The 14,273-nt window shown below is 72.0% G+C and carries 5 protein-coding genes; all 5 read right to left on the minus strand.

Features of this window, described 5'->3' with window-relative positions; genetic code table 11:
* Window positions 1-4 precede the first annotated feature (4 nt).
* The 5 genes from ACIOD1_RS22770 to ACIOD1_RS22790 all read right to left on the minus strand — a co-directional run bounded on the left by ACIOD1_RS22770 (window position 5) and on the right by ACIOD1_RS22790 (window position 14,270).
* The gene (locus ACIOD1_RS22770) at window positions 5-766 is read right to left on the minus strand and encodes an ABC transporter permease (RefSeq protein ID WP_365629047.1); all 762 of its coding nucleotides are present in this window, start codon (window positions 764-766) and stop codon (window positions 5-7) included.
* Window positions 763-1,716, minus strand: coding sequence for an ATP-binding cassette domain-containing protein (locus ACIOD1_RS22775; RefSeq protein WP_365629050.1), 954 nt, complete (start codon window positions 1,714-1,716; stop codon window positions 763-765). The genes ACIOD1_RS22770 and ACIOD1_RS22775 overlap by 4 nt, the downstream gene beginning before the upstream one ends.
* A gap of 36 nt (window positions 1,717-1,752) precedes the next feature.
* Window positions 1,753-2,499 (minus strand): alpha/beta fold hydrolase, encoded by a 747-nt coding sequence (locus ACIOD1_RS22780; protein ID WP_365629053.1) that lies wholly within the window; start codon window positions 2,497-2,499, stop codon window positions 1,753-1,755.
* A gap of 108 nt (window positions 2,500-2,607) precedes the next feature.
* Entirely contained in the window at window positions 2,608-6,495 is a 3,888-nt protein-coding gene (locus ACIOD1_RS22785; RefSeq protein ID WP_401904251.1) for an amino acid adenylation domain-containing protein, read from the minus strand.
* A complete protein-coding gene (locus ACIOD1_RS22790; RefSeq protein ID WP_401904254.1) occupies window positions 6,492-14,270 on the minus strand; it encodes an amino acid adenylation domain-containing protein in 7,779 nt (2,592 codons plus the stop codon). Before ACIOD1_RS22790 ends, ACIOD1_RS22785 begins: the two co-directional genes overlap by 4 nt.
* Window positions 14,271-14,273 lie beyond the last annotated feature (3 nt).

Here is a 14,273-nt window from a genome sequence, read left to right on the forward strand (position 1 = left end):
GGGGTCACGCCCGCTTCTTGAACGTGGAGACCGCCCACACGTACCCGACCACGCCGATGCCGACGCACCAGGCGGCGGCCGCGAGCGCGTCGCCGCTCGACGGGGTGCCCGCGAGCAGCCCGCGCAGCGTCTCGATGATCGGGGTGAAGGGCTGGTACTCCGCGAACTGCCGGACGCCGGCGCCCATCGATTCGGCGGGGACGAACGCGGTGCTCAGGAACGGCAGCATGATGAGCGGCACGGCGCCCATGCCGGCCGACTCCGCGGTCTTGGCGGCGAGCCCCATGGCGACGGTGAGCCAGCCGGTCGCGACGCTGAGCAGCACGATGACACCGACGACGCCGAGCCAGTCGAGGGCGCTCGCCTGCGGGGAGAAGCCCATCGCGAAGGCCACGGCGACGATGGCCGCGGAGCCCGCCAGGGCGCGCACCGTGGTGATGACGACGTGTCCGGTGAGCATGGCGCCGCGGGAGACGTCCATGACCTTGAAGCGGTTGATGACGCCCTTGGTCATGTCGGAGTTCACGGCCGTGGCGGTGGCCGACAGCCCGTAGCTGATGGCCATCACGAGCAGGCCCGGCGTCACGTAGTCGATGTAGTCGGCGCCGACGCTGAACGCGCCGCCGAACACCTTGACGAACATGAGCATGATCACGATGGGGACCAGGACCGCGTTGAACATGGTGACGGGGTTGCGCACGTTGTGCTTGATGTTGCGGCGCAGCATGATGCCCGCGTCGGCCAACGGCGTCGAGACAGCGCTCACTGTGCGATCGCCTCCTTGCTCTTGTTCTCGGTGCCCGTGTTGTCGGTCAGGGCGAGGAAGACGTCGTCGAGGTCCGGTCGGTTGACCGAGAACTCCTGGGCGTCGATCGAGTGCGCGTCGAGCCGGTCGAGCAGGGCCCGCAGCGACCGGGTCTCGCCGTCGCTCGGCACCCGCAGGGTCAGCTCCTCCTCGTCCCGCGCGGATTCGGTCAGGACCCGCGCCGCGGCGTCGAGCTCGTAGAGGTCGGCGAAGCGGAACTGGACGTGGGTGCCGGGGATCTGGCGCTTGAGCTCCTCGGGGGTGCCCTGGGCGGCCAGGCGGCCCTGGTTGAGCACCGCGATCTGGTCGGCCAGCTGGTCGGCCTCCTCCAGGTACTGGGTTGTGAGGAAGATGGTCGTGCCCTCGGCCACCAGCTCGCGGACGATGCCCCACAGGGTGCGCCGGCTGCGCGGGTCGAGACCCGTCGTCGGCTCGTCCAGGAAGATGATCTCCGGGTCTCCGACCAGCGTCATCGCCAGGTCCAGCTTGCGGCGCATGCCGCCGGAGTAGGTCGCCGACAGCTTGTCCGCCGAGTCCACCAGGTCGAAACGCTCCAGCAGCCGCGCGACCAACTGGTCGCCGTTGCGCACGCGCTTCAGGTCGGCCATCAGCTGCAGGTTCTCGCGCCCCGACAGCAGGTCGTCCACCGCGGCGAACTGACCGGTCACGCCGATGGCTCCGCGCGCCTGCTTCGTCGCGGTGGCGACGTCGTGTCCGGCGACCCGCACCGTGCCGGCGTCGGCCTTCATCAGGGTCGTGAGGATGTTGACCGTCGTCGTCTTGCCGGCCCCGTTCGGGCCGAGCAGGGAGAAGACCGATCCCGCGGCGACGTCGAAGTCGATGCCGTCGAGCACGACCTTGTCGCCATATGACTTGCGCAGCCCTGAAACTGCAATCGCTGAACTTCTCATGCCTCCACTTTCCTCTCCGGCCCTGTCATCGACCTGTCACACCCCTGACGCGACCGCGGTCCTCGCGGCGGGGGCGGCGGACTCCGCTTCGATCACGTCGAGGACCTCCCGGCCGCTGTCGACGAGGTACATGTGGTCGCCCGCGAACTCCGCATAGCCGAATCCGGCCGTGGTCGCCGCGCGCCACTGGTTGGCCTCCTCGGCGGTGACCAGGCCGTCGGAGTCGCCGCGCAGCGAGTGGATCGGCACCGAGACGGGTTCGTCGGTGCTCGGGACGTAGTTCTCGTGCATCTCGCAGTCGGCCTGCAGCACGGGGAGGATCAGTTCACGCATCTCGGGGTGGTCGAGCGCCTCGTGCCGGAAGCCGGCGAACTCCTCGACGCGGGCGAGGAACTCGTCGTCCTGGAGCCCCGTCGCCCGCCGCTCGCGCTGGGTCCAGGGACCCGGCGAACCGCTGACGATCAGACGCTCGACGCGGATGCCGCGCGCGGTGAGCAGGTGGACCAGCTCGTAGGCGAGCACCGCGCCCAGGCTGTGTCCGAACAGGACGACCCGCGCCCCTTCGCCGAGGTCGGCGACGATGTCGTCGATCGAGCCCTCGGCCGCCTCGGTGACGTTCCGGTACGGCTCTTCCATGATCTTCCGCTCCCGGCCGGGGAGCTCGACCGAGGTCACCCGCCACCGGCCGGCGGACAGGTCCCGCCACGGGTGGAAGAAGGACGGACCAGCTCCCGCGAACGGCACGCACAGCAGCGTGATCTGGTCCCCGTTTTCCGCGGACACGCCGGGCTCTGACACCCCGACCAACCCCAATCATCCATTGGATCGTTTGTTGAAAAGGTTCCGGGACATCGCTGCCCGAAGGTTCCGGGACATCGCTGCCCGGTCGCGCTACGCCAGCCTGGAGCCGACGACCTCGAAGAATTCGGCCACGGGCGCGGGCATGTGCATCTCGTGGTGCGTGGCCCGCACCTCGTGCACCTCCATGGAGCCGAGGACGTACGGCCGCCACACGTGCGCGTAGGACTTGTCCTCCAGCGCCGCGTGGAAGTACAGGACGTCGCCGCGGTAGGCCGGCGAACGGTAATCCATCATGCGGGCGGTGTTGTTGGCGATGACGTTCGACATGGTGTCCAGGAAGCCCTGTCGGTTGCCCATGCGGATGTACCGGCCGAAGTCCTCCTCCAGCTCCGAGCGGTAGTCGGACGAGTCCTTGCCGGCGTGCACCTCGGTGAAGCCGTGCCCGCCGGGCTGCGCGTCCAGGATGGCCACGAAGGAGATCGCGTGGCCGAGCCGGTCGAGCGCGTCCGCGACGGCGTGCACGATGGTGCCGCCGTAGGACCAGCCGATGAGGTGGAAGGGACCCTCCGGCTGGATCTTCAGCATCTGGGCGACGTAGTCGTCGACCATCTCCTGTACGGAGCCCGCCAGGGTGTCCACGCCGTCGGAGCCGCGGGACTGCAGGGCGTAGGCCGGTCGGTCCTGGAGGTGCACGGCGAAGCTGTAGTACGCCCAGCCCAGGCCGCCGCCGCCGTGGAAGAACCAGACCGGCTCCTTGCCCGTGCCGGGGTCGCTGTTCAGCGGCAGTACGACCGCGAACGTGTCGGCCTCGTCGTCGGGTACACCGCCCGCGAGCATCAGCGCGGCCAGTTCGGCGACCGTGGGGTACTTGATGATCGTCCTGATGGGGATGTCGATGTCGAACTCTTTGCGGATGCGGACGCTGAGCCGGGTGGCCAGGAGGGAGTGGCCGCCGAGCGCGAAGAACCCGTCGTCGACACCGACCTTGTCCAGGCGAAGCAGCTCGGCGTAGAGGGCGCACAGACCCTCCTCGTAGGCGTTGCGCGGCTCCCGGCTGACGACGGTGGTCGTGTCCTCCGAGGGCAGTGCCCGCTTGTCGAGCTTGCCGTTCGAGGTCAGCGGGATGTCCGACAGCAGGAGCACCGCCGAGGGCACCATGTACTCCGGGAGGCGCCCGCGCAGGTACTCGGACAGCTCGGCGGCGCTGGGCGTGGTGTCCGCCTCGGGCACCACGTAGGCCACGATGCGCTTGTCGTCCGCCTGGTTCTCGCGCACCAGGACGACGGCCTGCGCCACGTCGGGGTGGCCGGTGAGCGACTGCTCGATCTCGCCCAGCTCGATCCGGAAGCCGCGGATCTTCACCTGGGAGTCGGCGCGACCCACGTACTCCAGCTGGCCGTTCTTGGCCCAGCGGACCAGGTCGCCGCTGCGGTACATCCTCTCGCCCGGCGCGCCGAAGGGGCAGGCGACGAAGCGTCCCGCGGTCAGGTCGGGCCGGCCGTGGTAGCCGCGGGCCAGGCCGTAGCCCGCCACGTACAGCTCGCCGGTCACGCCGGTGGGCGTCGGCATCAAGTTGGAGTCCAGGACGTACGCCCGCAGGCCCGGGACGGCCGGGCCGATCACGCTGGCCCGGAAGCGGCCGGCGGAGTGCTCGTCCAGGTCGATGCGGGTGACGTGCACGGTGGTCTCGGTGATGCCGTACATGTTCACCAGCACCGGCGCGTCGGAGGCGTGGCGCGCGTACCAGTCCGCGAGGCGGTTCAGGTCGAGGGCCTCGCCGCCGAACACCACGTACCGCAGGGCCAGTTCCTGGCCGGGGGCGTCGGCGTCGGCCTGGACGAGCTGGTAGAAGGCCGAGGGCGTCTGGTTGAGGACGGTGACCCGCTCGCGGGCCAGGAGCTGGAGGAACTCGGACGGGGAGCGGGAGACGTCGTACGGGACCACGACCAGGCGGCCGCCGTGGAGCAGCGGCCCCCACAGCTCCCACACCGAGAAGTCGAAGGCGTAGGAGTGGAAGAGGGTCCACACGTCGTCCGCGCCGAAGGCGAAGTCCTCGGTGGCGGTGAAGAGCCCGACCACGTTGGAGTGCGGGATCAGCACGCCCTTGGGGCGGCCGGTCGAACCGGAGGTGTAGATCACGTACGCCGGGTGCGCGGGGTTCAGGGCCGTGCGGCGCTCGGCGTCGGTGAGGTCGGTGTCCGCCACGTCGGCGAGGTCCCCGGCACGGTCGAGGTGGACCAGCGGGAGGTCCTGGGCCAGTTCCCGCGCGGCGGCGTTCGAGCTGGTGGTGACCAGCAGGACCGGGTGGGCGTCCTGGACCATGTAGGCGATGCGGTCGGCCGGGGAGTCGGGGTCGATCGGCAGGTAGGCGCCGCCGGCCTTGAGCACGGCGAGCAGCGCGACGACCAGTTCGGCCGAGCGTTCCAGACAGACGCCGACCAGGGACTCGGGGCCGACGCCCTGGGCGACGAGGTGCCGCGCGAGCCGGTTGGCCCGGGCGTTGACCTCCCCGTAGGTGAGCGAGGCGCCCTCGTAGGTGACCGCGACGGCCTCCGCGTGCCGCGCCGCCTGGCGCTCGAACAGTTCGACCAGGGTGGCGTCGGGGATCTCGCCGCCGGCGTGGTTCACCTCGGTCAGCAGACGGTCCCGCTCGGCCTCGCCGAGCGCGTCGACGTCGCCGATGCGGACGGTCGGGTCGGCTGCGAGCTGCTCCAGCACGCGGGCGAGCCGTTCGGCGATCGCCTCGGCCGAGTCGCGGTCGAAGAGCTGGGTCGCGTACTGGAGGTCGCCGTGCAGCGCGCCCGACTCGTCCACGGTCAGGCTGAAGAACAGGTCGACCATGGAGGTCGACGGGATGGCCTGCTCGAACCTCATGTCGAGTCCGGGCATGCCGAAGTCGGGCTTCTGGTAGCTCTGCCAGGCGAACATCACCTGGAACAGCGGCTGGTAGGAGGCGGAGCGCTCGGGGTTGATGGCCTCGACCAGCAGGTCGAAGGGCACGTCCTGGTACTCGTAGGCCGTCAGCGCCTTCTCCCGCACCTGGGCGAGCAGCTCGGTGAAGGTCGGGTTGCCCGAGAGGTCGGCCCGCAGCACCTGGGTGTTGACGAAGAACCCGATCAGGTCGGCCAGCGCCTCGTCGGTCCGGCCGGCGATCGGGGAGCCGATCGTCAGGTCGTCCCCGCCGCCGAGCTTGCGCAGCAGGACCGCCAGCGCGGCCTGCAGGACCATCGACATGGACGCGCCGCGCTCGTCGGCCAGCTTCTGCAGTCCGGCCGCCACCTCCGCGTTCACGGAGAGGCCGATCGTCTCGCCGTGCGAGTTCCCCGCGGCGGGTCGCGGGCGGTCCGTGGGCAGGCTCAGCGGCTGGGGCACGCCGTCGAGCTGCTTGCGCCAGTACTCGACCTGCTGGGCGGCGAGGCTCTCCGGGTCGGTCACCTCGCCGAGCACCTCGCGCTGCCACTGCGCGTACTGGTGGTACTGCACGGGCAGCGGCTCCCACCGGGGCGCCTGCCCGTCCAGGTGGGCGGTGTAGGACGTGACCAGGTCCCGCATCATCGGCGCGGCCGAGCTGCCGTCCGAGGCGATGTGGTGGACGACCATGACCAGCACGTGCTCCTCGGGGGAGCAGCGCAGCAGGTGCGCCCGCAGGGGCAGCTCGTTCTCAAGGTCGAAGCCGTGCGAGACGGCCTCGGCGATGGCGCGGGCCGTGTCCTCGGGCGCCACGTCGGCCAGCCGCAGCCGCGGCGCGGCCTGCTCCACCGTGAGGATCCGCGAGTGGGGCTCACCGCTGTCGTCCGTCGCGTACGTGGTGCGCAGGATCTCGTGCCGGTCGACCACGTCGCGGACCGCCGCGGCGAGCGCGTCCTGGTCCAGGGCTCCGGTCAGCCGGAAGGCCGCCGAGATGTTGTAGGTCGCGGCCCCGCCCTCCAGTTGGTGCAGGAGCCACATACGGCGTTGGGCGAATGACAGCGGGATCATTTCTTCACTCCTTCGAACATCTGGCGCAGGCTGGGGCGACGGGGCGCGGCCGATTCCTCCGACCAGCCGGCGAGCTGGGCCACCGTCGGCAGGTCGAAGATCTTGCGGATGGGTAGCTCGATCCCCATCTCGGCGCGGGCGCGGCTGATCAGGCGGGTCGCGAGGAGGGAGTGCCCGCCGAGCTCGAAGAAGCCGTCGTCGATGCCGACGCGGTCCAGGCCGAGCACCTCGGCGAACAGCGTGGCCAGGGTCTCCTCGCGGGTGGTGCGCGGCGCCCGGTACGCGGCGCCGGTGAACTCCGGTTCGGGCAGTTCGGCCCGGTCGAGCTTGCCGTTCGGGGTGAGCGGCAGTCGGTCGAGGACCACGAAGGCGGACGGCACCATGAAGTCCGGCAACCGCTGCGAGACGAAGCCGTTCAGCTCCTTGGTCGTCGCGTCGTCGCCGGGGACGGCGAGCACCACGTACGCGACCAGCTGCTTGCTCGTGCCGCCGCCGCGCCCGTCGCGGGCGATGACGACGGCCTGCGCGATCCCGGTGTGCGCGGTGATCGCGGCCTCGACCTCGCCGGGCTCGACACGGAAGCCGCGCACCTTGACCTGTGCGTCGGCGCGGCCGACGTACTCCAGCCGGCCCTCCTCGCTCCAGCGGGCGAGGTCCCCGGTGCGGTACATGCGCGCGCCGGACGGGCCGAACGGGTCGGCGACGAAGCGCTCGGCGGTCAGCTCGGGGCGGCCGTGGTAGCCGCGGCCCACGTTGCCGCCGACGTACAGTTCGCCGACCGCGCCCGGGGGCACGGGGGTGAGGCCGGGGCCCAGGACGTAGGCCCGCATGTTTCCGAGCGGGGTGCCGACGGGCGCGCTGCCGGCCCGGTCCTGTGGGCCGTCGCCGACGGTGTGGGTGGAGGCGTAGAACGACTCGCTCTGCCCGTAGGCGTTGACGATCCGTACGCCCGGGAAGGCGGCCCGCGTCTTGTCGACGAGCGACGCGGGCAGGGCCTCGCCGGCGAAGACGACCGTCTCCACGGTGGTGCGGCCCGAGATCTCGTCGACGAGTTCGGCGAAGGCGGACGGCACGGTGGAGATGACGCTGCCGCTCCAGCCCTGCCGCTCGCCCAGGACCAGGACGTCCCGGACCACTTCGACGATGCCGCCGGCGGTGAGCGTCGTGAAGATCTCGAACACCGAGACGTCGAAGTTGACGGAGGTGCCGGCCAGGAGCCGCTTGCCCTGCTCCATGCCCACCTCGGCGGCGAGCCGCAGCACGCCGTTGACCACGTTCGCGTGGGTGATGGCGACGCCCTTGGGCTTGCCCGTGGACCCGGAGGTGTACATCACGTAGGCCAACCGGTCGGCGTGCACGGGCACGTCGAGCGCGGTCGCGGCCTCCGACAGGTCGAGGGCGTCGAGGAGGAGGTCCGGGGCCTCGTGCGCCGGCAGCGCCCCGACCGTCGCGGAGTCCGTCAGGACCAGGCGCGGGCGTGCCTCGTCGAGGATGGCCGCGAGGCGTTGGCTGGGGTACTTGGGGTCGACCGGAAGGTAGGCACCGCCCGCCTTCAGGACCGCGAGCAGGGCGACCACGAGGGCGGGCGTGCGCGGCAGCGAGACCGCGACGACCGATTCCGGGCCCACCCCGTGTCCGGCCAGTTCGCGCGCCAGGCGGTCGGCCCGGGCGTTCAGCTCGCGGTAGGTGAGGGACGCGCCCCCGGCCTCCACGGCGACCGCGTCCGGGGTCCGCGCAGCCTGTGCCTCGACGAGCCCGTTGACGGTGACGTCCGGGGTGGGGACGGCCGTGTCGTTGAACTCGACGAGCAGTCGGTCGCGTTCGGCCGGTTCCAGGATGTCGACCTCCGCGGCCTTCATCTCGGGGGTGAGGGCCAGCTGCCGCAGGATCCGCACGAGGCGGGCCGCGAACACCTCCACCGCGGCCCGGCCGAAGACGCCCTGGGTGTACTGGAGGATCAGCTGGAGGTGCGGGTCGACCGCCGCCATCAGGGTCAGCGCGTAGTTGGTGGCGGTGGACGCCCGCAGGCCGGTGAAGGTGATGCCGTCCGCGGCGTCGGAGGCGTCGCTGAGGCCCTCCCGGTCGACCGGGTACGACTCGAAGACGACGAGCGTGTCGAAGAGGGTCGGCAGGCCGACGGACTGCTGGATCTCCGTGAGCCCGTAGTAGTGGTGGTCCAGGAGGGCGGCCTGCCGGCCCTGGAGCCGGGTCAGGACCTCGGCGACGGTGTCGCCGGGTCGGTGGTCGACGCGTACGGGGAGGGTGTTGATGAACATGCCGACCATCGAGTCGACGTCGGTCACCTCGGGCGGGCGCCCGGAGACGGTGGCGCCGAAGATCACGTCCTGGCGGCCGGTGAGGCCGCCGAGCAGCAGCGCCCAGGCACCCTGGACCAGGGTGTTGATGGTGACGCCCCACTCGGAGGCGCGCCGGGTGAGGGCGCGCGCCTCGTCGATCGGGAGCGTGATCTCGACCTGGTCGACGCCTTCCTTGGCCGCGTCCTCGGTGCCGGGAGCGATCAGGGTCGGCTCCCGCACCCCCTCCAGCTCGGCGGCCCACACGCGTGCGGACTCCGCCTCGTCCTGGCGGGAGCGCCAGGACAGGAAGTCGCCGAAGTCGCGGGTCACGGGCAGACCGGCCGGGTCTCCGCCGGAGGCGTAGAGCAGCAGCAGGTCCCGCATCAGCAGGGGCATGGACCAGCCGTCGATCAGCACGTGGTGGGCGGTCATCACCAGCTCGGCGCGGCCGGGTTCGAGGACGGCCAGGGCCAGCCGGATCAGCGGCGGGGTGTCCACGTCGAAGTGGGCGGCCCGGTCCCGGACGAGGAACTCCTCGAACGTCGCGGTCCGCTCCGCCTCGTCGGCGGCGGTCAGTTCGAGGTACTGCCAGGGCAGGGACACCGTCTCCGGGATCACCTGCACGACCTCGCCGTCCGCCCGGTCGACGAACGCGGCGCGGAGGCTGGGGTGACGCCTCAGCAGGGCCTGCGCGGCCTGCCGCATCCGCTGCGGATCGACCTCGCCGGACAGGTGGAACACCAGTTGCATGTGGTAGGCGTCGAAGGCGGAGTCCGCGAGCATCGTGTGGAACAACATCCCGGACTGCACCGGCGTCGTCGGCCACACCTGGGCCAGCCTGCCGAAGCGGCCCTCCCAGGTGTCGATCTCCGCCTGGCCGACCTCGACCAGGGGCGCGTCGCTCGGGGTGAGGCCGCCGGCGTCGGGAGTCGTGGCGTGCCGGGCCAGGGCCGTCAGCGCCTCGACCCACAGACCGGCCAGCTCGGTCACCTCCTCGCGGGTGAGCACCCCGGTCGGGAAGCCGAAGTAGGCGGTCAGTTCGTCGCCGCCGCGGCCGGTGGTGGCCACCGCGTTGATCTCCAGCGCCGACAGGGCCGGCATGTCCGCGTCGGGCGCGGCGATCAGGTCCCGGTGCGTGGTGTCCGGGGTCCAGCCCAGGCCGCGCAGCTCCTCGGGGATGTCCGCGCCGGAGGCCCGGCCCAGGTAGTTGAACCCGATCTGCGGTTCCCGCCGTCCGGCGAGCGCGGTGGCGGTCTCCGGGTTGAGCCGGCGCAGCAGGCCGTAGCCCATGCCGTTGTCCGGGACGGCCCGCAGCTGCTCCTTGACGGCCTTGACGGCGCGTCCCGCGGCGGGGCCGCCGGCGAACGCGTCCGCCACGTCGATGTCCGCCAAGTCCAGCTTCACCGGGTACATGGCGGTGAACCAGCCGATGGTGCCGGACAGGTCGGCGCCGGGGACCAGGTGGTCCTCGCGGCCGTGTCCTTCCAGGCGCACGAGCGTCGAGGCCCCGGATTCGCCGCGGGTCCGCCGCCACCGCGCGAGCGCCAGCGCCAGGCCGGCCAGCAGTCCGTCGTCGACACCGCCGCGGAACACCGCGGGCAGCGTGTTCAGCAGGGCGCCCGTGACGTCGACCGGCACCTGGATGCGCACGGTGTCGACCGTGGCGGTGACGTCGCGCGCGGGGTCCAGCTCCCGTGCGCCCAGGACGGGCTCGGGCGCGCGCAGCGTCTCCTGCCAGACGGCGAGTTCCGCCACCCGCTCCGGGGTGGCCGCCTCGTCCGCCAGGGCGTGGGTCCACCGGCGCAGCGAGGTGCCCACCGGGCTCTGCGGCGAGGTGCGGCCCTCGCGGAACCGCTGCCACGCGGACACCAGGTCCGGCACCAGGATCCGCCACGACACCCCGTCGACGACGAGGTGGTTCAGCACGATCAGCAGCCGGTCGGCCTCCGTCTCGGAGGTGAACCACACGAACTGCGCCATGACGCCCGCGTCCGGGTCCAGCCGGTCCGCGGCCGCGTCCAGCTCGGCCTTCACGTCGGCGCCGGCGTAGCGGACTTCCCGTACGAGGGCGCCGGCGTCCACGCTGCCGACGGGCCGCATGGTCAGGCCCGGCTCCGCCCGGTCGAGCCGGGAGCGCAGCACGTCGTGGCGGTCCAGCACGGCCTGCAGGGTCGCGACCAGTCCGGTGCGGTCGATGTCCTCGGGCAGGGTCAGCAGCGCGGACATGCAGAACCGGCCGATGCCACCGCCCAGGGCGAGGACGTGCGCCGCCGTCGGCGGCAGCGGGGACCAGCCCACGCCGCCGCCCGGCAGCTCGGCCAGGCTCACGAGTTCCTCTTCCTCGCGTCCGTCGACCAGCTCCGCGAGCCGCGCGACGGTGCGGTTCTCGAAGATCTCCCGCGTGCTGACCACCACGCCGCGCGTCTTGGCGCGCGCGACGACCTGGATGGAACGGATGCTGTCGCCGCCGCTGGTGAAGAAGTCGTCGTCGATGCCGACCTGCTGGGCGTCGAGCACGTCCGCGTACACCTCGGCCAGGATCCGCTCGGCCTCGCCGCGCGGCGCCCGGTAGGCGGTGGTGGGGAACTCCGGCGCGGGCAGCGCGGAGCGGTCCAGCTTGCCGTTGGCGGACAGCGGCAGTCGGTCCAGCACCACGAGCAGGGCGGGCACCATGTAGTCCGGCAGCCGCTTGGCCACGAATCGCCGCAGGTCGGCCACCGAGAAGCCGGTGTCCGGCCCGGCAGCGCCGTCGGCGGTCACCGGCGCCACGTAGCCGACGAGTCGGGTCTTGCCGGCGGGGTCCTCGCACACCGTGACCACGGCCCGGCCGATGGCGGGGTGCGCGAGGAGGGCCGTCTCGATCTCGGTCGGCTCGACGCGGATGCCGTTCACCTTGACCTGGTCGTCGGCGCGGCCCGCGTACTTCAGCCGGCCGTCCTCGTCCCACTGGGCCAGGTCACCGGTGCGGTACATGCGCTCGCCGGCGGGTCCGAAGGGGGAGGCGACGAACCGCTCGGCCGTGGCGGGGGCGTTCTGGTGGTAGCCGCGGGCGACCAGCCCGCCGACGTACAGTTCGCCGATCACGCCCGGCGGGACGGGGGCCAGCTCCGGCCCCAGGATGTGGGCGCGCATGTTGGCCAGCGGCTGTCCGACCGGCACCGCGCTGGTTTCGGTCGAGTCCGGCGGCACGGTGTACGTGGCGGCGTAGAAGCTCTCGGTCTGTCCGTAGGCGTTGACGACGCGGACGTCGGGCAGGGCGCGGCGGACCTTGTGGACCAGGTCGGCCGAGAGCGCCTCACCGGCGAAGACGACGGTTTCCACGTCGAGGTCGAGGCCGTCGGCGGCGCCGGTGCCCATCTGGTCGAGCAGCGCGGAGAACACCGCGGGCACGGCGCTGACGGTGGTGCCCGACCAACTGCCGCGTTCGGCGAGTTCGAGTACGTCTCGGACGATCTCGACGCTCGCCCCGCTGGTCAGCGCGGTGAAGATCTCGAACACGGAGACGTCGAAGTTCACCGAGGTCGCGGCGAGCATCCGGGATCCCGCCTCGACCCCCACGGTTCGGCGCAGGTCCCGCACGCCGTTGACCACGCCGCCGTGGGTGACGGCGACGCCCTTGGGGATGCCGGTCGAGCCCGAGGTGAACATCACGTAGGCCAGGTTGTCCGGTCCGATGCGGAGTTCCGGGGCGTCCACGGCGGGGCCTTCGAGGCCCGGGTCGTCGAGGCCCAGCTCGTCGAGGTGGAGCACCGGCGCCCGGCTGCCGGCCACCGTCGCCGCCGTCTCGCGACCGGCCAGGACCAGGGCGGGGGCGGCCGTGCCGAGCAGGAGGTCCACTCGGGCGGCCGGGTAGTTCGGGTCGATCGGGAGGTAGGCGCCGCCGGCCTTGAGCACGGCCAGCAGTGCGACGACCAGGTCCGCGGAGCGCGGCAGTGCGACGGCGACCAGGACGTCCGGCCCGACGCCGTGGTCCTGGAGGATCGCCGCCAGTCGGTTGGCGCGGGCGTCCAGTTCCCGGTACGACAGCTCGGTCGCCCCGGACACCACGGCCGTGGCGCCGGGTGTGCGCGCCGCCTGGGCGGCGACCAGTTCCGGTACGGTCACCGGCCGCAGCGGGACCGTGGTCTCGTTCAGCTTGGCCAGTCGGTCGCGTTCGCCCTCGGTGAGGACGTCCACCCCGCCGAGCCGCGTCGCGGGGTCGGCGACCACCTGGCGCAGCGCGCGCACGTAGCGGTCGACGAGGCCCTCGGCCGTGGCGTGGTCGAACAGTTCGGTCGCGTACTCCAGCCGCCCGTACGCACCGCCGGAGGGGGCCGGGACGATGTTGAAGAACAGTTCGAACTTGGCGGTGCCGGTACCCGCCGGGACGGGGGTGATCCGCAGACCCGGGGTCTCGATCCGGCCCCACTCGAACTGCCAGGCCAGCATCACCTGGAACAGCGGCTGGTACGCGGTGGTGCGGTCCGGGCTCAGCAGCTCCACCAGGCGCTCGAACGGAACGTCCTGGTTGTCGTACGCGGCGAGGGCCCGGTCGCGCACCTGGTCCAGCAGGTCCTCGAAGGAGGGGTTGCGCGACAGGTCGACGCGCAGCACCCAGGTGTTGGCGAAGAATCCGATCAGGTCGTCGAGCTGCTCGTCGGCGCGGCCCTCGATCGGGCTGCCGATCGTGAGGTCGTTGCCGGCGCCGAGGTGGTGCAGGAGCACGGCGAGCACGGACTGGGCGACCATCGGCGCCGTGGCGCCGTGCGCCCCGGCGAGCCTGCCGACGCCGGCGAGCAGCTCGGCGTCCAGCTCGAAGTCGACGTGACCGCCCTGGTGGGCGGCCGCCGTCGGCCGCGGTCGGTCCAGCGGAAGCTGGACCGGCTGCGGGACCCCGGCCAGTTCCGCGCGCCAGTAGTCCAGCTGCGCCGCCGCGACGCTCTCCGGGTCCTCCTCGTCTCCGAGGACCTCGCGCTGCCACAGCGTGTAGTCCTTGTACTGGATGGGGAGCGGAGTCCAGTGCGGCGCGCTCCCCTGCCGGCGGGCCGAGTAGGCCGACAGCAGGTCCCGCATGAAGGGCGCCATCGACGCCCCGTCCGCGGCGATGTGGTGGATGACGAACACCAGCACGTGCTCCTGCGGGGAGACCCGCAGCACGGTGGTGCGCAGCGGGAGTTCCGTGTCCAGGTCGAAGCCTTCGCACGCGGCCTCGTGGCTCGCGGCCGTCACCGCGTCCGCGGCCACGTCGACCACCCGGAACTGGAGGACCGCCTCCTGAGCGGGCACGATGCGCTGCTCGGGCGTGCCGTCCTCGTTCTCGACGACCAGGGTGCGCAGGCTCTCGTGCCGGGTGACGACGTCCGTCACCGCCGCGGACAGGGCCGCCGTGTCCAGCGGGCCGTCCAGGCGGAGCACGAACGGGATGTTGTAGGTCGCGGACGGGCCTTCCAGACGATGGAGGAACCACAGCCGGCGTTGTGCGAAGGACAACGGGATCATCGA

The organism is Streptomyces sp. NPDC088097 (genome assembly GCF_044741845.1).
Lineage (GTDB): Bacteria > Actinomycetota > Actinomycetes > Streptomycetales > Streptomycetaceae > Streptomyces.